The organism is Allobosea sp. OAE752, assembly GCF_050433265.1.
Taxonomy (GTDB): Bacteria; Pseudomonadota; Alphaproteobacteria; order Rhizobiales; family Beijerinckiaceae; genus Allobosea; species Allobosea spartocytisi.
In genome coordinates this window covers 316,988-338,531 of sequence record NZ_JBNPXO010000004.1, presented here as the reverse complement: position 1 = coordinate 338,531, position 21,544 = coordinate 316,988, and the positions used below count along the sequence as shown (strand labels likewise).

Below are 21,544 nucleotides of genomic sequence, written 5' to 3'. Positions count from 1 at the left end.
GCGGCATCCGCAATCAGGGGGCCGTTACGATGCCGGGGAGCAGACCCGAGCCGGCGGAGGATGAGGTCGAAGCCTTCATCACTCGCTGGCGCGTATCGGAGGGGGCGGAGCGCGCGGCCTATGCGCAGTTCCTGAGCGAGTTGTGCCCTCTGATCGGCGTCGAGGCGCCGCAGCCGCCAACCAGCGACGCCGACGCGGCGGCCTATCGCTTCGAGTACCCCGTGCGCTTTCCCGACGGGCAGGGCGGACACACGACCGGGCGGATCGATCTCTACAAGAAGAGCGCCTTCGTCCTGGAGGCGAAGCAGAGCCGGCTGAAGGGGCAGGCCAAGGAATTGCTGCCGGCCCAGGGCGCCCTGCCCTTCGCCGAGCCGGCGGGACCGCGCGGCCGGCGCGGCGCCGACCGTGCCTGGGACGTGCTGATGCTGAACGCACGCCGCCAGGCGGAGGATTATGCCAAGGCACTGCCCGCGGCACATGGCTGGCCGCCCTTCCTGATCATCTGCGATGTCGGTCATTGTTTCGAATTCTATGCCGACTTCACCGGGCAAGGTAAGAACTACAGCCAGTTTCCCGACCGGCAGAGCTATCGCGTCTATCTCGACCAACTGCGCGATCCCGCCATCCGCCGGCGCCTCGCCGCGATCTGGACCGAGCCTCTCACGCTCGACCCGGCGCGCCATGCCGCCCGCGTCACCCGCGCGATCGCCGAGCGGCTGGCGGCGGTGTCGAAGGCGCTGGAGCGGGTGCACGACCCGGAGGAGGTGGCGCTCTTCCTGATGCGCTGCCTGTTCACGATGTTCGCCGAGGATGTCGGACTGATCCGCAAGGACGCTTTCAAGACGCTTCTGCGCGAATGCCGCGACGATCCGGACTCCTTCCTGCCGCTGGTCTCGGAACTCTGGCAGGCCATGGACAAGGGCGAGTACTCGACATCGGTGCGCGAGCGCATGAAGCGCTTCAATGGCAAGCTCTACGAGGACGCCAAGGTCTACGCGCTGGGCCGCGAGGAAATCGGCGAATTGCTGGCGGCGGCCGAACATGACTGGAAGGAGGTGGAGCCGGCGATCTTCGGTGCGCTGCTGGAACAGGCGCTCGACCCGCAGGAACGTGCGCGTCTCGGCGCGCACTACACGCCGCGCGCCTATGTCGAACGGCTCGTCGTCGAGACGGTGATGGAGCCGCTCAGGGAGGATTGGCGTGCCGTGCTCGGCGCGGCCCAACAGGCACGCGACGGCGGCGACGCCAGGAAGGCGCTGACGCTGGTCGAGGGCTTTCACACGACGCTGTGTAAAACGCGGGTGCTCGATCCGGCCTGCGGAACCGGGAACTTCCTCCACGTCGCGCAGGAGTTGATGAAGAAGCTCGAGGGCGAGGTCCTCGACGCTGCGAGCGAGCTTGGCAGTGCCGAGACGCTTGGCGGCTTCGCGCGACACACGGTGGGCCCGCATCAATTCCTCGGCATGGAAATCAACCGTCGGGCCGTCGCCATTGCCGATCTCGTGCTTTGGATCGGCCATCTGCAATGGCATTTCCGCACCCGTGGCTTCGCGCCCAAGGAACCGATCCTCGAAAGGCTCGACCACATTTACAAGTGCGATGCCGTTCTCACATGGGACGGTTGGCCGATCCCGCAATGGCGCGACAGCGGCGAATTCCTGCCCAATCCGCGCCTGCCGGCATGGCCGGAAGCGGAGTTCATCGTCGGCAATCCGCCCTTCATCGGCGGCAAGGATCTGCGCATGCGGCTGACCGACGTCTACGTCGAGGCCCTGTGGGCAGTGCATCCGCAGATGAACGAGAGCGCCGATCTGGTGATGTACTGGTGGGATCACGCCGCCGAAATCCTCACCCGGCCGGGCACGAAGCTCCGACGCTTCGGCTTCGTCACCACCAACTCCATCACCCAGCTCTTCCAGCGCCGGACCATCGAGCGGCATCTCGCCGGCAAACGCCCGCTTTCGATCTTGATGGCAATACCCGACCATCCCTGGACGAAGGCCGGCAAGGACGCAGCCGCCGTGCGTATCGCGATGACGGTCGCACAGGCCGGCAGGCATGAAGGGAAGCGGCTGGAAGTCCTTTCCGAAGCCGGGCTCGACAGCGACCAGCCATTGATCGCGTTCCACGAGCGGCGGGGGCGGATCAATACCGACCTGACGATCGGTACCGACTTGACCACGGCAAACGCCCTGCGTGCGCAGGACGGGCTGTGTTCGCCCGGCGTCAAGCTCCACGGCGCGGGCTTCATCGTGACGCCGGCCGAAGCCGAGGCATTCGGGCTCGGGCGCAGACCCGGGCTTGAAATGTACATCCGTCCCTATCGCAACGGCCGCGACCTGACGGAAAGAGCGCGCGGCGTCATGGTCATCGACCTGTTCGGCCTTTCAGCCGAGACCGTCCGTGAGCGCTTTCCGGAGATCTACCAGCACCTCAAGCTGACGGTGAAGGAACTCAAGAGCGACGCCGGCAAGACCATTGGCCGCGACGCCAATCGGCGAGCCAGCTATCGCTCGCAATGGTGGCTGTTCGGGGAGCCGCGCCGTGAATTGCGCCCCGCCCTGGCCCAGCTCCAGCGCTACATCGCCACGGTCGAGACCGCGAAGCACCGTGTCTTCCAGTTCCTCGACGGGTCGATCCTGCCCGACAACATGCTGGTCGCGGTCGCGCTGTCGGATGCCTTCCATCTCGGCGTGCTGTCTTCGCGCTTCCATGTCATGTGGTCCCTTCGTCAGGGAGCAACGCTGGAGGATCGGCCCCGCTACTCGAAATCACGCTGCTTCGACCCGTTTCCCTTCCCGGAGGCCAGCGAAGCCCAGAAGGAAGCGATCCGGCTGCCGGCCGAGGCACTGGACGCGCTGCGCAAGCAGGTTCTGGCCGAGCATCCCGACCTCACCCTGACCAAGCTCTACAATGTCCGCGAGGCGATCCGCGCCGGCTCCGCGCTGAGCGCGGCCGAGACGAGTGTCCGCGATCGCGGCCTGGCGCTGATCCTCGACGAGCATCACCTGGCCGTCGATGCTGCCGTCGCGAGCGCCTATGGCTGGCCCGCCGATCTCGCCGAGGAGGAGGTGCTGGCGCGGCTCGTGGCGCTCAACCAGCAGCGCGCGCAGGAGGAGAAGCGCCGCCATGTCCACTGGCTGCGGCCCGACTATCAGCGCCCGCGCCATGGCGACACGGACAGGGGCGGGGAACAGCTCGAGGCGGAGGTGCTGGTCGCCGCGCGTCCCGCCGCGACGAAACCGAGCTTTCCGGCCGATGCCGTCGAGCGCGTCGCGGCGGTGCTCGCCATGCTGGGCGGCACCGCGATCCCGCTCGATGCGGCAGCCATCGCCGGGCAGTTCCGGCAGGGGCGCCGGGTCGAACGCGCCGTGCGCGAGATCCTCGTCTCGCTCGCCCGTGTCGGGGAAATCTCGACCGTCGACAGCGGCATCCGCTTCGCGCGCCGGCTGACCGCCACGGGGTGACGGGCGCGACCTCGTTCAACGCTGCCCGAGCCACGCTTCCAAGCCGGCGGCGGCGGCGGCGCCCGTCGCGAGGCTCGCCTGCAGCAGGTAGCCGCCGGTCGGCGCCTCCCAGTCCAGCATCTCGCCGGCGACGAAGACGCCCGGCAAGCGCTTCAGCATGAAGCCGGCATCGAGCTCGCCATGGCCGATGCCGCCGGCGGTCGAGATGGCGCGGGCGATCGGCATCGGCGCGGCGAGGCGCAGCGGAGCATCCTTGATGAGCAGCGCCAGGGCTCCGGGCTCGGCCGGCATCGCGGCGCCCGCAACCTCGCGCAGCAGCGCCACGGCGACGGGCGAAAGCCCGGCCGCCTTGCGCAGATGGTTGCTCAGCGTCTCGCCCTTGCGGCGCTTCGTCAGGCGCACAGCGAGCGCCTCGGCGGACAGGTCCGGCCTCAGATCGAGCCGGAGCGTCGCCGCGCCATCGCGCCGAACGGCCTCGCGCAGCGGAGCCGAGAGAGCATAGATCAGGCCGCCCTCGATGCCATCAGCGTCGATCATGGCCTCGCCCGCCACCTCCTCATCGCCGAAGCGCGCCACGATCCGCTTCAGCGGCGTGCCGGCGAAACGCGCGCGCATCGTCTGCGACCAGGCGACGGTGAAACCGGCATTGGCGGGCCGGAGCGGCGATAGCGCGATCTCCCGGGCGGCGAGCAGCGGCACCCAGCCGCCATCGGAGCCGAGACGCGGCCAGCTCGCGCCGCCCAGCGCGAGCAAGGCGGCCGCGGGATGGACGGTTTCGGTTTCGCCGGAAGCGAGCCGGAAGGTCAGGGCACCGGCAGCGTCCCAGCCGGTCCAGAGCCGCCCGGCCGCCAGCCCGACGCCCAGCCCTTCGAGACGCCGCAGCCAGGCGCGCAGCAGCGGCGAGGCCTTCATCGCACGGGGAAAGATGCGCCCACTCGATCCGACGAAGGTCTCCGCGCCGAGCCCATCGGCCCAGTCGCGCAGGGCTTGCGGCGGAAAGGCGCGGATGGCCGGCTCCAGCCAGCCCTTCGCCTCGCGATAGCGGCCGAGGACGGCATCGAGCGGCTCGGAGTGGGTCAGGTTCAATCCGCCCCGGCCTGCCAGCAGGAATTTGCGCGCCGGCGAGGCCATGCGCTCGTAGATCGTGACGCGATGCCCGGCCTGCGCCAGCCGCTCGGCCGCGATCAATCCGGCCGGGCCGGCGCCGATGATGGCGATATTCTGTGCTGACATGTCCCGGGCTTGCTCGCATTGCGCTTCACTCGCAATGACGGCTTAGACTGGGGGCTCCCGCGAGGGAACCTCATTCGCGACCCAGCCGGATCCTGCCATGCCTACGCTTGCCGCCTATATCGGCGCCGCGCTCTTCGAGATCGCCGGCTGCTTCGCCTTCTGGGGCTGGATGCGGCTCGGCAAGCCCGTCTGGTGGCTGCTGCCGGGGCTCCTTGCGCTCGGGCTCTTCGCCTGGCTGCTGACGCTGGCGGAAAGCGCCGCGGCCGGGCGCGCCTACGCCGCCTATGGCGGGCTCTATATCGCCGCCTCGCTCGGCTGGCTCTGGGCGGTGGAGGGCTTGAGGCCGGACCGGTGGGACGTGATGGGCGGCATCATCTGCCTCGCGGGCGCTGCGATCATCCTGGCGGCGCCGCGTTAGGCAGGCATGAACGCCATTCTCGGGCGAAGCGGCTTCGACCCGAGAATCTCATGCAAGAAGGGGAGCCCTTCCGCCCGGAGATGCTCGGGTGAAGCCCGAGCATGACGGCGGGGACGGGCCACCTCCCGATCGAAACGCCCGATGCTCACCCGCCCGAATGCGGGGCGGGGATGAGCGTGGCCGGCGTCTCGCGATTGCGCGCCGCTTCCTTGGTCTCGCGCAGGCGGCTTTCGCGCAACTCGTTGGCGCTCTCCAGGATCGGGTAGGCGATCGAGACGATGTGGCCGTGGATGCGCTTGAGGTCGCGGATGATGTCGAGATGGATCGCGCTGGTCTCGATCGATTCCGGCCGGCCCGAGCGCAGGCGCTGGAAATGGCTGTCGGTGGCGCGCCGCTCAGCCTCGCGCATCGCCGCCTTGTCGGCGAAGAGCTGGCGGGCGAGCACGAGGTCGCGCGTCGCGAAGACGTTGAGCGCCAGCGCCAGCGCCGAGGCGACGCGGTGATGGAACTCGCGGATCTCGGCCAGCCCCTCGGGCGAGAAGGAGTAGCGCTTGCGGATCTTCTTCTCGGCGAGCTCGCGCAGGTTCTTGTCGATGACGTCGCCGATATGCTCGAGATTGGTGATCAGCGTGACGATCTCGAACAGGCGGCGGCTTTCCTCGTCGGTCAGCTCGTTGCGCGAGACCTTGACCAGATAGAGCTTGATCGACTCATGGATGGTGTCGACGCCGTCATCGGCCCGGGCGATGGCGCGGGAGAGCTTGAGTTCGTCCTTCTCCAGCAGCGTCATGGTGTCGCGCAGCATGGACTCGACCCGGTCGCCGAGGCGCAGCGCCTCGCGCATCGCGCCGCCGAGCGCCTCGGTCGGGCTGTCCAGCGCATTGGGGTCGAGATAGCGCGGCGTCACCGCCTCGCCCTTCTCCTCCTTGCCGGGCATGAAGCGCTCGACCAGCCCCGAGATGGGCTTGACGAAGGGCAGGAAGATCAGCGCGCCGACGAAGTTCAGCACGACATGGAACTCGATGGCGAGGCGCGAGCCCGACGGAGACAGGCCGAGCAGCCAGCCCGAGAGCGGGCCGACGAAGGGCAGCACGGCGAGCGCCAGCAGGAGCCGGGTCAGCAGGTTGCCGACGGCGGCGCGACGCTGGGCGGCCGGCGCGCCGAGCTGGTCCAGCACCGGGATCAGCGCATTGCCGAGATTGGCGCCGATGACCAGCGTCAGCGCGGTTGCCGGCGGGAACAGGCCCGAGGCGGCGAAGGTCGCGATCATCAGGATGACCGCGATGCTGGAATGGACCAGCCAGGTCGCGGCGATGGCGACGAGCATACCGAGCAGCGGCTCGGAACCGATGGCCCCGAGGACGACGCGGAAGGTCGGCGAGCGGGCGAGCGGCGCGGCGGCGGCGTTGAGCTCGATCAGCGCCAGCAGGATGAGGCCGATACCGACGAGGACGCGGCCGATATTGCGCGGCCGTTCCATCGCCTCGCTGGAGAGATACATCGCGACGCCGATGGCGACGCAGAGCCCCCAGAGCCAGCCCAGATCCATCGAGATCACGAAAGCGGCGAGCGCCGTGCCGAGATTGGCGCCGAGAAGGACGGCCAGCGCCATCGCCGGCACGATCAGCGCCTGCCCGGCGAAGGAGGAGACCAGCAGCGTCGTCGCGGTCGAGCTCTGCAGCACCATGGTCACGGCGATGCCGCTGCCGAAGGCGGCGAAGCGATTGCGCGTGAAACTCTGCAACGCATGCCTGAGCTGCGAGCCGAAGGCGCGCATCGCGCCCGTTCGGACCAATCTGACCGCCCAGATCAGCAGCGCGACGCCGCCGGCCAGATGGATCAGGATGGTGGTTGCGCTCTCGCTCGCGTTCATTTCGGTGCGGTCTTTCTCCGGTTTGGGATTGAAATATCTGCCGAATCTATCAATTTTTGATTAGCCGGCCAACTGATATCTCGCAAAAAAGTGCCCATAATGAGATCACCGGAATTGTGATCCGGGCAGGCGAAATCCGGGCTTTCGGCGGCGGAATCAGGCCGGTGGGATCAGCGTCACCCCCGACTCGGCAAAGGAAACCGCGACGGGCGCCCCCGGTTCCAGCATCGTGCGGGCGCCATACTGGACGACGAACAGCTCGCCGATCTCGGTTTCGACCATGACGTCGAGGTGATTGCCGAGATAGGCGCATTTGCTGATCTTGCCCGGCAGCGAGGCCGGGCCTGCGGTGCCGGACAGCAGCAGCGCCTCGGGGCGGATCGCGACCTTGGCCGGGCCGGGGCCGAGATCGCGGGCGGGCAGCGAAATCGTGGCGGAGCCGATCGCGACCTCGGCGCGGCCATCCGCCACGGATTTCACGGTCACCTCGACCAGATTGGCGTCGCCGATGAAATCCGCGACGAAGGCATTGGCCGGCTGCTCATAGAGCTCGCGCGGCGCGCCTTCCTGCGCGATCCGCGAATTCGACATCACGATGATGCGGTCGGAGACCGCCAGCGCCTCCTCCTGGTCATGGGTGACATAGGCGACGGTCAGGTTGAGGTCCTGCTGCAGTTCGCGGATCTCCTCGCGGACGCGGCGGCGCAGCTTGGCGTCGAGATTGGAGAGCGGCTCGTCGAAGAGCAGCACCTGCGGCTCCAGCACGAGGGCGCGGGCGACCGCGACGCGCTGCTGCTGGCCGCCGGACAATTCGGAGGGGTAGCGGCTCTCGAAGCCCTTCAGGCCGACCAGCGCCAGCTTCTCCAGCGCCATCTGCTTCGCCTGCTCCTTGCCGAGCCCCTTCACGGTGGGGCCATAGGCGGCGTTCTCGAGCACGCTCATATGCGGGAACAGCGCATAGGACTGGAAGACCATCGAGACGTCGCGGTCGGCGGCCGAGAGCTTGGTCACGTCCTTGCCGCCGATCAGGATCTGGCCCTCGCTGGCGATCTCGAGGCCCGCGATCATGCGCAAGGTCGTGGTCTTGCCGCAGCCGGAGGGGCCGAGCAGCGTGACGAGCTTGCCGGCTTCGATGGTGAAATTGACGTTGTCGACCGCCGTCACGGCGCCGTAGCGCATCGAGACATTGCGGAATTCAACGGAAGCGGGGCCGGCCTTCGTCAACTTGCTGCTCCCTGGGTGATGGGGTTGGAGACCGAGCTGGACAGCGCGACGATCTTGCGCCGGCCGAGCTTGCGCTCGCCGACGAGGAACTGGATCAGCGCGATGCCGAAGGCCATGAAAACGATGAGCGCCGAGGAATAGGCGATGGCGAGGCCGAATTCACCGGCCTCGACGCGCCCGACGATATAGGCGGTGGAGAGGTTGTACTCGGCCGAGACGAGGAAGATCACGGCGCTGACCGCCGTCATCGAGCGCACGAAGCTGTAGACCAAGGCGGAAACCAGCGCCGGCTTCAGCAGCGGCAGCACGACGCGCCAGAGCGTCGTGAAGCTGCGGGCGCGCAAGGTGGTCGAGGCCTCGTCCAGGCTCTTGTCGATCTGCGAGAGGCCGGCGATGCCGGAGCGCACGCCCACCGGCATGTTGCGGAAGACGAAGGCGATGATGAGGATCAGCCCGGTGCCGGTGATCTCGATCGGCGGCACGTTGAAGGCGAGGATATAGGCGACGCCGAGCACCGTGCCGGGAATGGCGAAGGAGAGCATCGTCGCGAATTCGAGCGCGCCGCGCCCGCGGAAGCGCTGCCGCGTCAGCAGATAGGCGGTGAGCAGCCCGATCAGCGCCGTCAGTGGCGCCGAGATCGCCGCGACCTTCACCGTGGTGAAGAAGGAGGACCAGGCCGAGCCCTCGAAGAAGATGCCGTGGCTGAAGTCGATGGCGAAGCCGGTGCGGTAATGCTCCAGCGTCGGGGTGAAGTCGCGGCCCATATTGCGAACGAAGCCGCCGATCAGGATGACCACATAGATGACGACGGTGAGCGCGACCCAGGGCACGATCGCCGCCGTGGCGAGCCAGGAGACGCGGCGCGGCAGCGGGGTCGGCAGGCCGGCATCGCCCTTGCCGGTGACGGTGGTGTAGGATTTGTCGCCGAGCCAACGCTGCTGCACCCAGAAGGCACCGAGCGTGAAGGCGAGCAGGATGATGGCGAGCACCGCCGCCTGCCCCTGATTGTAGGAGGCGCCGACCACCGCGAAGAAGATCTTGGTCGAGAGCACCTCGAAATTGCCGCCGAGCACCAGCGGATTGCCGAAATCGGCCATGCTCTCGACGAAGCCGAGCAGGAAGGCATTGGCGATGCCCGGCCTGAGCAGCGGCCAGGTCACGGTGCGGAAGGTCTGCCAGCGCTTGGCGCCGAGCGTCTGTGAGGCTTCCTCCAGGCTCGGGCTGATGCCCTGCACCACGCCGATCAGCACGAGGAAGGCGATCGGCGCGAAGGCCAGCACCTGTGCCAGCAGCACGCCGGGGAGGCCATAGAGCCAGCGCGAGCGGGGAACCCCGAACCATTCATAGAGCAGGGTCGAGGCCGCGCCGGCGCGGCCGAAGAGCAGGATCAGCGCGAGGCCGATGACGAAGGGCGGGGTGATGATCGGCAGCACCGTCAGCGCCCGCATGATGCGCTTGCCGGGCATGCCAGTGCGCAGGATCAAAAGCGCGCAGGCCAAGCCCAGCAAGGTGGTGATGACGCCGCAGAGCACGGCGAGGACCAGCGTGTTCCAGGCGACGCCGCAATTGGTGTTGCTGGTGACGCAGCCGAGCCCCCAGATCGAGGAATCGAGGAAGCGCGCGAAGAAGGCGGCGGGCGCGAAAGTGCCGTCCGCTTCGATCAGTGCGCTCTTCAGGATGATCCAGACCGGGAAGAAGATGAACAGGCCGATCAGCAGGATGACGATGCCGATCGAGGAGGTCGTGAAGAGGTCGCCGCGGCAGATGCCGCGATAGGCGAGCCCGTGGCAGAGCAACAGCAGCAATGCGAGCAGCGTCAGGAAGCCGCCGCCACCCATGCCGCGCTGGGCCGCGCCCGCTCCGCCCAGCAGAGCGGCGAGCCAGGGAATGCCCTGGTCCTTGAGCACGATGGCGAAGGCCTGGGCGAAGAACAGGAGCATGCCGAGCAGGCCCGCCCCGATCAGCACCTTCGCGGTCCGTGCACGGTCGGCGCTGCCCATGAAGGCGGTCGCGACCGCAAGGGCGATGCCCACCGGCAGGAGCCAGGGCGCCTCTCCCGAAAGGGCGAGCGCCAGCGCACTGCCGGCCTTGCCGAACGGATATCCCGCAAGCCAGCCGAGATCGGTCAGGCCCATGCCCTCGACGAGATACCAGGGCATCAGCGCATAGCCGATCCAGCCGATCAGCAGCACGAGTCGCGTCGCCGGTGCCATCCTTGCCCTGTCCCTCACCTGATGGTTCGAGCCGGTTCGTTCCGGCTTTCATGTCGATGATACGGTTCGACCGATACCGCCGTGGTCATCCCGGACGCAGCGAAGCGGAGATCCGGGATCCATGCCTGAACTTTTATCGCAAGCGCTCTGGCATGGATCCCGGGTCAAGCCCGGGATGACGGGGTATTTCCGAGGTCGAGTTCCCCAGATCGCTTTGGAAGTGCCGCCTTACTTCGGCAGCGCCTTCACTTCCTTGTCCCACTTCGCGAGCAGGCGGTTGCGCTCGGCCGAGGAGCCGTATTTCACGAAGTCGTAGTTGATGAGCTTCATCTCGCTCATCTTCGGGGCCTGGGCCGGCACCGGCGCGTTCTTGTTCGACGGCACCTGATAGGACTTCGCGGGAGCGCCGAGCGCCTGGGCGGCCGGGGTCAGGGCCCAGTCGTAGAACTTCTTGGCGTTGTCGAGATTGCGCGCGCCCTTGACGATCGACATCGAGCCGATCTCGTAGCCCGTGCCCTCGCAAGGCGCGACCGGCTTGATCGGGTCGCCCTGCACGGCGAAGACCACCGCGTCATGGATGAAGACGATGCCGACCGCCGTCTCGCCGAGGCTCGCGGCCTTGGCCGGCGCGGCGCCCGACTTGGTGTACTGGCTGACGTTCTTGTGCAGGGCCTTGAGGTAGTCGAAGCCCTTCTCCTCGCCCATGAGCTGAACGACGGTGGCGAGCAGGTTATAGGCCGTGCCCGAGGAGTTGGGATCGGCGACCTGGACGTCGTCCTTGAGCTTGGCGTTGAGCAGATCGGCCCAGCATTTCGGCTCGGGGATGCCCTTCGCCTTGATCTGCTCGGTGTTGAAGCCGAAGCCGAGCGCGCCGGCATAGATGCCGATGGTGCGCTTGTTGGCGGCCTTCCACTGATTCAGCGCCCAGTCGTTGAGGTCCTTATTCGCGGGCGATTCGTATTCGGTCGTCAGCCCTTCCTCGGCGGCCTGCAGATGCGGGTCGCCGGTGCCGCCCCACCAGATGTCGCCGCGCGGATTCGAGGACTCGGCCTTGAGCTGCGCATAGATCTCGCCCGCCGATTTGCGGGTCATCGCGACCTTGATGCCGGTCTCCTTCTCGAAGGCGGTCGACATGGCGCGGCACCATTCCTCCTGGACGCCGCAATACATGACGAGCGACCCCTGAGCGCGGGCCGGTGTCGCGGCAAAGGCCGCGGTGGCGATGGCGGCGAAAAGCCCCGCCTTGAGCCAGGATTTCGACTGCATGATAACCTCCCTGATTGTGTGGACCGGCCTCTTACGTCCGGTTTTTGTGATTGTCGTGAAAGTGAAACGACTTGGCCGAAAAGGTCAACGATATAGCGTGCCGGCTAAACGATCCCGGTGATCTCCTTCAGAGCCGGCGCCAGAGCCGGCGTGCAGCACAGGATCGGATTGCCCTTGGCGATGCCTTCGCCGGCGAAGAAGTCATTGATATGGGCGCCAGCCTCCGAGGCGATGACGATGCCGGCCGCGACGTCCCAGGCGTTGATGTGCAATTCGGCATAGGCGTCGCTGCTGCCGTTCGCGACATGGCAGAGGCCGAGCGTGCCCGAGCCGCCGCGCCGGACCGCCGCACCCGCCGCATAGCTGCGGCCGATGGTCTCGACATAGCGCTGCGCCGGGATACGGGTCGACCATCCCAGCTCGACCGAAGCGCGGGCGATGTCCGCCCCTCCCGAGACCTTGATCGCATCGCCGTTGAGGGTCGCGCCGGCGCCGCGCCGGGCCGCATAGACCTCGCCCAGCGCCGGCGCCGCGACGACGCCGATCTCCGGCACCCGATCCGCCAGAAAGCCGATCGAGATGCACCAGTTGCGGTCGCCATGGGCGAAATTCGCGGTGCCGTCGATCGGATCGAGAATCCAGACCGCGTCGGAGGCCTGGCCGCCGCCCTCCTCGCCGATGACGGAATCGTTCGGGAAGAGCGCGGAGAGGCGCTGGCGCAGGAAATCCTCGACCTTGCCGTCCGCGATGGTCAGCCAGTCCTGCGCGCCCTTCATGGTGGTGCCGAGCGATTCACGCTTGCTGAAATAGCCCAGCGCCAGATGGCTCGCCTCGGCCGCGAGGCCGAGCGCCGCGTAATAGCGCAGATCGCGTTCCGCCGGGGTCATCAGTTCGCTCCCAGATCGACGCGGACGGGCTTGCCGGTCTGCGCCGACTCGGTCGCGGCATCGGCGAGGATCTGCGCCTTCAAGCCATCGAGGCCGGTCGGAGACGGCGCGGCCTTGCCGTGGCAGGCAGCGATGAAGGCGTCGAGCTCGGCGCGATAGGCCGCGGCATAGCGCTCCAGGAAGAAGTTCTGCACCGGATCGGCGCGGAAACCCTGCCCCGTCGCGATCTCGACGGTGGTCTCGTGGATGTTGCCGGCGCGCAGCATGCCCTGCGAGCCGTGGACCTCGATGCGCTGGTCATAGCCGTAGGTGGCGCGGCGCGAGTTCGAGATCTGGGCGATCTTGCCCGAGGCCGTCTTCATGACAACGGCGGCGGTGTCGACATCGCCGGCCTCGCCGATCGCCTTGTCGACGAGGGCAGAGCCGAGCGCAAAGACCTCGACCGGCTCCTCGGCGAGGAGGAAGCGCGCCATGTCGAAGTCGTGGATCATCATGTCGCGGAAGAGCCCGCCGGAGCGCCTGACATAATCGACCGGCGGCGGCGAGGGATCGCGCGAGATCACCGTGACGATCTCGATCGCGCCGGCCTCGCCCGCGCGCAGGCGCTTCTCCAGCGCCGCAAAGTTCGGATCGAAGCGGCGGTTGAAGCCGATCATCAGCGGCTTGCCGGATTTTTCGACCGTGGCGAGGCAGCGGCGGATGCGGGCGGCGTCGAGATCGACCGGCTTCTCGCAGAACACGGCCTTGCCGGCGGAAACCGCCTGCTCGATCAGGTCGGCATGGGTGTCGGTCGGGGTGCAGATCAGCACGGCGTCGATCGCCGGATCGGCGAGAATCGCCTCGGTGCTCGCAACCTTCGCGCCGGTGGCGGCAGCGAGCGAGGCGGCGGCCTCCGGCATCGCGTCGGTGACGGCGACAAGCTCGGCATCGCCCCGCGCGGCGACGTTCAGCCCGTGAATGCGCCCGATGCGGCCGGCGCCCAGCAATCCGATCTTCATGGTGTCTTCAAGTCCCGTCATCGTTTCCGCAGCCGTCCTGCAGCGATCCGCCCCGGAGCGCTAGTCATGCGCGCCGAGAATATTCTGGTCGAAATCGATATTGGCTCCGGTCATCAGCCCGGATTCGTCGGAAGCGAGATAGGCCACCGCCTTGGCGACCTCGCGCGGATCGATCAGCCGGCCGAAAGGCTGGGAGGCCGAAGCTTCCTCCAGCCAGCCATCCTTGGCGTCGTGGCGCAGCTTCATGATCGCGTCTTCGCCCGGCGTCGCCATCCAGCCGATATTGAGGCCGTTGCAGCGGATGCGGTGCTTGATGAGGCCGTAGGCGACGTTCTTCGTCAGCACGCCAAGCGCGCCCTTGGAGACGCTGTAGGCGGAGAGGAAGGGCTGACCGCCATGGGCCGACATCGACTGGATGTTGACGACCGCGCCCGCAATGCTCTGCCGGCGCATCAACCCGGCCGCATCCTGGATCAGGAAGAAGGGCGCCCGCAGATTGACCGCCATGATGCGCTCATAGAGCGCGGGCTCGGTGTCGAAGATCGTGCCGCGATCGGTATCGCCGGCGGCGTTGACGAGAATGTCGAGCCGCCCGAAGGCCTTTTCCGCCGCCGGGACGATCTGCCTGACGGCGTCGAGATCGGCGAGATCGACACGGTGGAAGAGCGCCTCGCAGCCCGCCGCGCGCAGGCTCGCGGCGACCGCCTCGCCGCGCGCGGCATTGCGCCCGGTCAACAGGATGGCGCGGAGGCCGCGGCCGGCGAATTCATGGGCGATCGCCTCGCCGAGCCCCTGGCTGGCGCCGGTGACGATCGCGACCCGGCCCTCGAGGCTGCGGCTGAAACTTGCGGCTTGCGGCACCTGCGCCGGCTCCCTGAAAACGGCAGAAATTTTTTAGTTCCACTTTTGTTGGAATAAACATTCCATTTTCGGAGAGGCCAAGTCAAGACGACGCGGAGGCCGGCGCTTGACAAGATCGGCCCGACGCGGTGTTGCAGAGGTGCGGCCATGGCACGGTCGCGCTGGAACGGTTCCCCACGCCCATGACGGCACCAGCCCCGACGAGCCCGGCCAGAGCCGGCACCCGCCCGGCCAACGGCCGAGGTTGACGGCAGCGCGTCGCGCGCCGCCCGTCCCATCGCCATCCCCCGTCATTCCTGCCGAAGGGCCGCCGAACCGGCGGCATCAGCCATGCTCGAACACATCTCCATCCTCACCCTGTCCTGCCCCAACCGGCCCGGCATCGTCGCGGCGGTCTCGACGCTGCTGTTCGAGGCCGGCTGCAATATCCTCGATGCCCAACAGTTCGACGACACCGAGACCGGGCGCTTCTTCATGCGCGTCGTCTTCAACCGGCTGGAAGGCAGCCAGCCGCACGAAGCCATCGCGGCCGCCGTCGACGGGCTCGCCGAACGCTTCGCGATGCAAGCCAGCCTGCGCGAGGTCGGGCGGAAGAAGCGCGTGATGCTGCTGGTCTCGAAATTCGACCATTGCCTGGCCGACCTGCTCTATCGCTGGCGCATCGGGGAACTGCCGATGGAGATCACCGGCATCGTCTCGAACCATGCGCGCGAGCATATCGCCTCGACCGATCTCGGCACGCTGCCGTTCCACCACATGCCGGTGACGCGCCAGAGCAAGATGGAGCAGGAAGCGGAGATCTGGCGCCTGATCCAGGAGACGAAGACCGACCTCGTCGTCCTCGCCCGCTACATGCAGATCCTGTCCGATGGATTTTCAGCCAAGCTCGCCGGCCGCTGCATCAATATCCATCACTCGTTCCTGCCCGGCTTCAAGGGCGCCAAGCCCTATCACCAGGCCCATGAGCGCGGGGTCAAGCTGATCGGCGCCACCGCGCATTACGTCACGCCCGATCTCGACGAAGGCCCGATCATCGAGCAGGACGTCGAGCGCATCTCGCACCGCGACACGCCGGAAGACCTCGTCCGCAAGGGGCGCGACATCGAGCGCCGCGTCCTGGCCCGGGCGGTGCTCAACCATTTGGAAGATCGCGTGCTCCTCAACGGGCAAAAAACTGTCGTCTTCACCGACTGATTCGCACAAAATTGCACAACCGGCGCGGTTCGGCGAAAAAACTCCCGTAGCCCGGGAATGTCAGCCGGCTAGCGCGGGCAAATCCGGAATTTGCACCGCGCTGCACAGTTGACGCTTTCGTTGGCACATGCCTTGCTGAGGCCGCAACCATAACAATGGCGCCAGAGCGCCGGGGATGCTTTTTGTTTTTTTTAAGGTGGAGGCAATCCGATGAAAGACCAGGAAATCCGCGGCCTGATCGCGGATGTGAAGGAAGGCACGCTGTCGCGACGCTCCTTCATCCAGAAAATGGCGGCAGTCGGCATCGCCGCTCCGATCGCGAGCCAAATTCTCGTCTGGAACGACGTGGCGATGGCGAATGCCACGCTCGAATACAAGCCGACCAAGGCCGGCGGCGGCGGACCGCTCAAGATCCTGCTCTGGCAGGCGCCGACCCTGCTGAACCCGCATTTTGCCTCGGGCACCAAGGACCAGATCGCCTCGCGCATCTTCTATGAGCCGCTCGCCGGCTGGGACAAGGAAGGCAACCTCATCCCCTGCCTCGCCGCCGAGGTGCCGACGAAGGCGAATGGCGGCCTCTCGGCCGACGGCCTGAGCGTCACCTGGAAGCTGAAGCCCGGCGTGAAATGGCATGACGGCAAGCCGTTCACGGCCGACGACGTCGTCTTCACCTGGGAATACGCCAAGGAGCCGGCGACCGCCGCCTACACCACGGGCTCCTACACCAACATCAAGGTCGAGAAGGTCGACGATCTCACGGTCAAGGTGATCTTCCAGCAGCCGACGCCGTTCTGGGCCGACCCCTTCGTCGGCACCGTCGGCCAGATCCTGCCGAAGCACCGCTTCGGCGATTATGTCGGCGCCAAGTCGCGCGAGGCGCCGGACAACCTGAAGCCCATCGGCACCGGCCCCTACAAGTTCGTCGACTTCAAGCCGGGCGACGTGCTGACCGGCGAGCGCAACCCCGACTACCACATCAAGAACCAGCCCGCCTTCGACACGCTCGAGGTCAAGGGCGGCGGTGACGCGGTCTCGGCGGCGCGCGCCGTGCTGCAGACCGGCGAATACGACTATGCCTGGAACCTGCAGGTCGAGGACGAGGTCCTCAAGCGCATGGAGACCGGCGGACGCGGCAAGGTCAGCACGGTTCCCTCGGGCGATATCGAGTTCATCATCCTGAACCCGACCGATCCGTGGACCGAGGTCGACGGCGAGCGCTCCAGCGTCAAGACCAAACACCCGACGCTGAGCGATCCGAAGGTGCGCGAGGCGATCAACCTGCTGATCGACCGCGACTCGGTCCAGAAGTTCATCTATGGCCGCGGCGGCATCGCGACGGCGAGCTTCGTCAACGAGCCCAAGCAGTTCAAGTCGACCAAGCTCAAATACGAGTTCAACATCGACAAGGCCAACAAGATCCTCGACGAGGCCGGCTGGAAGAAGGGCTCCGACGGCATTCGCGAAAAGGACGGCAAGAAGCTCAAATACGTCTTCCAGACCTCGATCAACGCCCCGCGCCAGAAGACCCAGGCCATCATCAAGCAGGCTTGCCAGCGCGCCGGCATCGATCTGGAGCTGAAGTCGGTCACGGCCTCGGTGTTCTTCTCCTCGGACGTCGCCAACCCCGACACCTACACCAAGCTCTATGTCGACATGGAGATGTACACGACCACGCAGCCGCAGCCCGATCCCGAGCGCTTCCTCAACCAGTTCGTCTCCTGGGAGATCGCCAACAAGGAGAACAAGTGGCTGGGCCGCAACGTCTCGCGCTACTCGGATCCGGCTGCCGACGAGGCCTACAAGGCCGCCCAGAAGGAGCTCGACCCGGCCAAGCGCGCAGCCCTGCTGATCAAGGTCAACGAGATCTTCTGCGAGGCCAACATCATCCTGCCGCTGCTCTCGCGCACCCGCGTCGCCGCGGCGGCGAACAACGTCATGCACGACCATTCCGGCTGGGACGTCGATACCTGGAACATTGCGGCCTGGTATCGCAGCTGAGCTTGAAAACGCCCTTCACGCAGTCTTTCGCTGTGTGAAGGGCGACTGCATCGGCTTGCCCCTCCTGTGCCAAAAGTGCAGGAGGGCTTGCCGATTGCTACCGGCGTTCAGTCCGCGGCCCGGCCGCGCACGCAAAGAGAAACAAACTTCATGGCGACATATCTGATACGGCGGCTTCTTATCGCCATTCCAAGCCTGCTCGGCATCAGCCTGATCCTGTTCACGGTCCTGGCGCTCGCGCCGGGCGATCCTTTCTCGGAGATGGCGACGAATCCGAACGTGCCGCCTGAGGTGCGCGAGGCCATCCGCGCCAGCTTCGGCCTCAACGACCCGATTTTCGTGCGCTATCTGCGCTGGCTCTCCGCCATGGCCCAGGGCGACTGGGGCTTCTCCTTCGCCAGCCGCATCAATGTCGACCAGCTCATCCTGCAGCGCCTGCCGACCACGCTGTTCGTCGTCGGCTCCTCGCAGATCCTGGCGCTGTGCGTCGCGCTGCCCGTCGGCATCTACGCCGCGACGCGGCCCTATTCCGTCTTCGACCAGATCGCCAACACGCTGGCCTTCATCGGCTTCTCGCTGCCGACCTTCTTCACCGGCCTGCTCTTCATCCTGCTGTTCTCGGTGACGCTCGACTGGTTTCCCTTCGTCTACCGCTCCGACATCGCCGCGACCGGCTGGCGCTGGTATTGGGAGATGTTCCGCCAGGCGATCATGCCGATCACCGTGCTCGGCCTGTTCCAGGCAGCGTCCTATACGCGCTATGTGCGTTCCTCGGTGCTCGATGTGATCCGGCTCGACTATGTCACCACGGCCCGCGCCAAGGGCCTCAGCGAGCGCAAGGTCACGCTGCGCCACATCACGCGCAACGCGCTGATCCCGGTGGTGACGCTGGTCGCGCTGCAGATGCCCGCCGTGTTCGGCGGCGCGCTCGTGACCGAGCAGATCTTTCGCGTGCCGGGCATCGGCTCGCTGCTGATCGACGCAATCCTCGCCAACGACACCCCAGTCATCATGGCCGTGACCTTCGTGTTCGCCTGCCTGGTGGTCCTGTTCAACCTCATTGCGGATGTTCTTTATGGCTGGCTCGACCCTCGCATCTCCTTCAGCTGAACCGGCCGTGGCGGCGCGCGCCACCACGGCGGCGGTTTCGCCGGGGCGCGAGACCTGGCGGCGCTTCAAGCGCCACCGCCTCGCCGTGGTCAGCAGCTTCATCCTCGGCTTCCTGATTCTCGGCGTGGTCGTCGGGCCCTGGCTGTGGCCGGTCGCGATCAACGACATCGACTTCACGGCGCAATTGCAGGGACCGTCCTTCGCCCACCCGCTCGGGACCGACGATCTCGGCCAGGATATCCTGGCGCGCATGATGTATGGCGGGCGCATCTCGCTCTCCGTCGGTCTCGCGGCCATGGTGGTGGCGACCTTCGTCGGCGTGATCATCGGCGCGCTCGCCGGCATGTCGCGCAAGGTCGCCGACCCCGTTCTGATGTGGGTGACGGACCTGTTCCTGTCCCTGCCGCAGCTGCCCCTGCTGCTGCTCGTGATCTATCTCTTCCGCGAGCAGCTCAAGGCGCTCTTCGGCGTCGAGGGCGGCGTCTTCGTGCTGATCGTCGTCGTCATCGGCGGCCTGCGCTGGATGCCCGTCGCCCGGCTGGTGCGGGCGCAGTTCCTGTCGCTGCGCGAGAAGGAATTTGTCGAGGCGGCTCGCGCCCAGGGCGCGACCAAGCTCAGGCAGATGTTCGCCCATATCCTGCCCAACGCGCTCGGGCCCGTCATCGTCGCGGCGACGATCGAGGTCTCCGCGGCGATCATCGCCGAATCGACGCTCTCCTTCCTCGGGCTGGGCTTCCCGCCGGACATCCCGACCTGGGGGCGCCTGCTGTTCGACGCCAAGGACCATCTCGATTCCGCGCCGCACTGGGCGTTGTTCCCCGGTGCCGCGATCTTCCTCACCGTGTTGTCGATCAACTTCATCGGCGACGGCCTGCGTGACGCACTCGACCCGCGCCGCGTGATCTGATCCAGAGAAGGACCTGACATGACCTCCCCGATCCTCTCCGTTTCCAACCTGACCACCTCCTTCCGCGTGGAGGGACAGTGGAAGTCGGTCGTCCGCAACATCTCCTTCGACATCAAGCCGAAGGAGACCCTGGCGGTCGTCGGCGAGTCCGGCTCCGGCAAGAGCGTCACCGCGCTCTCGATCATGCGGCTGACCCCGCCCGGCTCGAGCAAGATCGAAGGCTCGATCAAGCTCAACGGCAAGGAGCTTCTGACGCTGCCCGACGCGGATATGCGCCATATCCGCGGCAACGAGATCGCGATGATCTTCCAGGAGCCGATGACCTCGCTGAACCCGGTGCTGACCATCGGCTTCCAGATCGCCGAGGCGCTGATCCTGCATCGCGGCCTGTCGCGCTCCGAGGCCGAGGCCGAGACGATCCGCCTGCTGGAGAAGGTCCGCATCCCCGCCGCGAAGTCGCGCTTCCACGAATATCCGCACCGCTTCTCGGGCGGCATGCGCCAGCGCGTGATGATCGCGATGGCGCTGGCCTGCAAGCCCAAGCTGCTGATCGCCGACGAGCCGACGACCGCGCTCGACGTGACCATCCAGGCGCAGATCCTGGAGCTGATCAAGACGCTGCAGGACGAGGAGGGCATGTCCGTCCTCTTCATCACCCACGACATGGGCGTCGTCGCCGAGATCGCCGACCGCACCGTCGTCATGTACAATGGCGACGAGATCGAGACCGGCCCGACCGAGGACATCTTCGCCCGGCCGCAGAAGCCCTACACCAAGTCGCTGCTTTCGGCCGTGCCGAAGCTCGGCTCGATGATCGGCAAGGCCCGGCCGATGCGCTTCCCGGTCGTCGACCGCGCCACCGGCGAATCCGACGTGCCGACCGAGACGCCCGACACCGTCCAGGCGGCCGAGCGTCCCGTCCTCGAAGTCGCCGGCCTCACCACCCGCTTCGAGATCCGCGGCGGCCTGCTCTCCTCGGTCAAGGGCCGGGTGCATGCGGTCGAGAACGTCTCCTTCAGCCTGAAGGCCGGCGAGACGCTGGCGCTGGTCGGCGAATCCGGCTGCGGCAAGTCGACCACCGGCCGCTCGGTGATGCGCCTGATCGAGCCGCTCACCGGCTCTGTGCTGCTCGACGGCGTCGACGTGCTGAAGCTCAACCAGCATGACCTGCGCGAGCAGCGCAAGCGCATGCAGATGATCTTCCAGGACCCCTTCGCCTCGCTCAATCCGCGCATGAATGTCGGGACCGCGATCGCCGAGCCGCTGCTGATCAACAACCTTGCCAGCCGCTCGGAGGCGCGCGACAAGGTGGCGGACCTGCTCAAGCGCGTCGGCCTCTCGCCCGACATGGCCAACCGCTTCCCGCACGAGTTCTCGGGCGGCCAGCGCCAGCGCATCTGCATCGCCCGCGCGCTCGCGGTCGAGCCGCGCCTGATCGTGGCCGACGAAGCGGTCTCGGCGCTCGACGTCTCGGTGAAGGCGCAGGTGGTCAACCTGATGCTCGACCTGCAGGCGCGCATGGGGCTGGGCTATCTCTTCATCTCGCACGACATGGCGGTGGTGGAGCGCGTCAGCCATCGCGTGGCGGTGATGTATCTCGGCGAGATCGTCGAGATCGGCCCGCGCGTCTCAATCTTCGAGAACCCGCAGCACCCCTACACCAAGCGCCTGCTGGCCGCCGTGCCGGTCGCCGATCCGGCCCGGCGCCTGATCAAGCGCCCGGTCTCGAACGACGAGATCAAGAGCCCGGTCCGCGCCCCCGACTACGAGCCGCCGGTGCGCCAGTACCGCGAGGTCTCGCCCGGCCATGCCGTGATGATCTGGGGCGAGGAATGGGAGAAGAAGGACCCGGCCGCGATCGCGGCCTGAGCCCTTCCAAGATCGAGACGATCAGC

At 66.9% G+C, this 21,544-nt stretch carries 15 protein-coding genes; 7 read left to right on the top strand and 8 right to left on the bottom strand.

What is annotated here, in order from left to right:
- The first annotated feature begins 29 nt into the window (after positions 1 to 29).
- The gene (locus GGC47_RS13300) at positions 30 to 3,467 is read left to right on the top strand and encodes a class I SAM-dependent DNA methyltransferase (RefSeq protein ID WP_429068352.1); all 3,438 of its coding nucleotides are present in this window, start codon (positions 30 to 32) and stop codon (positions 3,465 to 3,467) included.
- Positions 3,468 to 3,482: 15 nt separating this feature from the next.
- Here GGC47_RS13300 and GGC47_RS13295 read toward each other — a convergent pair whose 3' ends face one another.
- Complete coding sequence (locus GGC47_RS13295; protein ID WP_142022279.1) at positions 3,483 to 4,700, bottom strand: TIGR03862 family flavoprotein; 1,218 nt, start codon at positions 4,698 to 4,700, stop codon at positions 3,483 to 3,485.
- Between the two features lie 97 nt (positions 4,701 to 4,797).
- On the opposite strand from GGC47_RS13295, the gene GGC47_RS13290 reads away from it, so the two are divergent.
- On the top strand, positions 4,798 to 5,118 hold the full coding sequence (locus tag GGC47_RS13290; protein ID WP_142022280.1) for a YnfA family protein: 321 nt from the start codon (positions 4,798 to 4,800) through the stop codon (positions 5,116 to 5,118).
- Positions 5,119 to 5,263: 145 nt separating this feature from the next.
- Here GGC47_RS13290 and GGC47_RS13285 read toward each other — a convergent pair whose 3' ends face one another.
- The 7 genes from GGC47_RS13285 to GGC47_RS13255 form a co-directional block, all read right to left on the bottom strand.
- Complete coding sequence (locus GGC47_RS13285; RefSeq protein ID WP_112763896.1) at positions 5,264 to 6,991, bottom strand: Na/Pi cotransporter family protein; 1,728 nt, start codon at positions 6,989 to 6,991, stop codon at positions 5,264 to 5,266.
- 156 nt (positions 6,992 to 7,147) lie between these two features.
- Positions 7,148 to 8,215 (bottom strand): ABC transporter ATP-binding protein, encoded by a 1,068-nt coding sequence (locus GGC47_RS13280; protein ID WP_211200595.1) that lies wholly within the window; start codon positions 8,213 to 8,215, stop codon positions 7,148 to 7,150.
- Positions 8,212 to 10,428 (bottom strand): ABC transporter permease, encoded by a 2,217-nt coding sequence (locus GGC47_RS13275; RefSeq protein ID WP_142022281.1) that lies wholly within the window; start codon positions 10,426 to 10,428, stop codon positions 8,212 to 8,214. The genes GGC47_RS13280 and GGC47_RS13275 overlap by 4 nt, the downstream gene beginning before the upstream one ends.
- Before the next feature lie 228 nt (positions 10,429 to 10,656).
- Positions 10,657 to 11,694, bottom strand: a complete 1,038-nt coding sequence (locus GGC47_RS13270; protein ID WP_142022282.1) for an ABC transporter substrate-binding protein — start codon at positions 11,692 to 11,694, stop codon at positions 10,657 to 10,659.
- 104 nt (positions 11,695 to 11,798) lie between these two features.
- Entirely contained in the window at positions 11,799 to 12,581 is a 783-nt protein-coding gene (locus GGC47_RS13265) for an inositol monophosphatase family protein (RefSeq protein ID WP_112763898.1), read from the bottom strand.
- A complete protein-coding gene (iolG, locus tag GGC47_RS13260) occupies positions 12,581 to 13,600 on the bottom strand; it encodes an inositol 2-dehydrogenase (RefSeq protein ID WP_370954897.1) in 1,020 nt (339 codons plus the stop codon). Before iolG ends, GGC47_RS13265 begins: the two co-directional genes overlap by 1 nt.
- 39 nt (positions 13,601 to 13,639) lie before the next feature.
- On the bottom strand, positions 13,640 to 14,440 hold the full coding sequence (locus GGC47_RS13255) for an SDR family oxidoreductase (protein ID WP_142022283.1): 801 nt from the start codon (positions 14,438 to 14,440) through the stop codon (positions 13,640 to 13,642).
- A gap of 330 nt (positions 14,441 to 14,770) precedes the next feature.
- On the opposite strand from GGC47_RS13255, the gene purU reads away from it, so the two are divergent.
- The 5 genes from purU (at position 14,771) to GGC47_RS13230 (ending at position 21,518) form a co-directional block, all read left to right on the top strand.
- Positions 14,771 to 15,634 (top strand): formyltetrahydrofolate deformylase, encoded by an 864-nt coding sequence (gene purU / locus GGC47_RS13250; protein ID WP_038364511.1) that lies wholly within the window; start codon positions 14,771 to 14,773, stop codon positions 15,632 to 15,634.
- 210 nt (positions 15,635 to 15,844) lie between these two features.
- On the top strand, positions 15,845 to 17,632 hold the full coding sequence (locus GGC47_RS13245) for a peptide ABC transporter substrate-binding protein (protein ID WP_038364513.1): 1,788 nt from the start codon (positions 15,845 to 15,847) through the stop codon (positions 17,630 to 17,632).
- A gap of 150 nt (positions 17,633 to 17,782) precedes the next feature.
- The gene (locus tag GGC47_RS13240; RefSeq protein WP_038364515.1) at positions 17,783 to 18,742 is read left to right on the top strand and encodes an ABC transporter permease; all 960 of its coding nucleotides are present in this window, start codon (positions 17,783 to 17,785) and stop codon (positions 18,740 to 18,742) included.
- Positions 18,708 to 19,649 (top strand): ABC transporter permease, encoded by a 942-nt coding sequence (locus GGC47_RS13235; RefSeq protein ID WP_038364517.1) that lies wholly within the window; start codon positions 18,708 to 18,710, stop codon positions 19,647 to 19,649. Before GGC47_RS13240 ends, GGC47_RS13235 begins: the two co-directional genes overlap by 35 nt.
- 18 nt (positions 19,650 to 19,667) lie before the next feature.
- Positions 19,668 to 21,518: an ABC transporter ATP-binding protein gene (locus GGC47_RS13230; protein ID WP_112763901.1), complete on the top strand. Its 1,851-nt coding sequence runs from the start codon at positions 19,668 to 19,670 to the stop codon at positions 21,516 to 21,518.
- The last annotated feature ends 26 nt before the right edge of the window (positions 21,519 to 21,544 follow it).

What these genes read in the sequence shown, in the direction of transcription:
- GGC47_RS13300 (WP_429068352.1), top strand. Translation starts at nt 30, where the DNA reads ATGCCGGGGAGCAGACCCGAGCCGGCGGAGGATGAGGTCGAAGCCTTC.
- GGC47_RS13295 (WP_142022279.1), bottom strand. Translation starts at nt 4,700, where the DNA reads ATGTCAGCACAGAATATCGCCATCATCGGCGCCGGCCCGGCCGGATTG.
- GGC47_RS13290 (WP_142022280.1), top strand. Translation starts at nt 4,798, where the DNA reads ATGCCTACGCTTGCCGCCTATATCGGCGCCGCGCTCTTCGAGATCGCC.
- GGC47_RS13285 (WP_112763896.1), bottom strand. Translation starts at nt 6,991, where the DNA reads ATGAACGCGAGCGAGAGCGCAACCACCATCCTGATCCATCTGGCCGGC.
- GGC47_RS13275 (WP_142022281.1), bottom strand. Translation starts at nt 10,428, where the DNA reads ATGGCACCGGCGACGCGACTCGTGCTGCTGATCGGCTGGATCGGCTAT.
- GGC47_RS13270 (WP_142022282.1), bottom strand. Translation starts at nt 11,694, where the DNA reads ATGCAGTCGAAATCCTGGCTCAAGGCGGGGCTTTTCGCCGCCATCGCC.
- GGC47_RS13265 (WP_112763898.1), bottom strand. Translation starts at nt 12,581, where the DNA reads ATGACCCCGGCGGAACGCGATCTGCGCTATTACGCGGCGCTCGGCCTC.
- iolG (WP_370954897.1), bottom strand. Translation starts at nt 13,600, where the DNA reads ATGACGGGACTTGAAGACACCATGAAGATCGGATTGCTGGGCGCCGGC.
- purU (WP_038364511.1), top strand. Translation starts at nt 14,771, where the DNA reads ATGCTCGAACACATCTCCATCCTCACCCTGTCCTGCCCCAACCGGCCC.
- GGC47_RS13245 (WP_038364513.1), top strand. Translation starts at nt 15,845, where the DNA reads ATGAAAGACCAGGAAATCCGCGGCCTGATCGCGGATGTGAAGGAAGGC.
- GGC47_RS13240 (WP_038364515.1), top strand. Translation starts at nt 17,783, where the DNA reads ATGGCGACATATCTGATACGGCGGCTTCTTATCGCCATTCCAAGCCTG.
- GGC47_RS13235 (WP_038364517.1), top strand. Translation starts at nt 18,708, where the DNA reads ATGGCTGGCTCGACCCTCGCATCTCCTTCAGCTGAACCGGCCGTGGCG.
- GGC47_RS13230 (WP_112763901.1), top strand. Translation starts at nt 19,668, where the DNA reads ATGACCTCCCCGATCCTCTCCGTTTCCAACCTGACCACCTCCTTCCGC.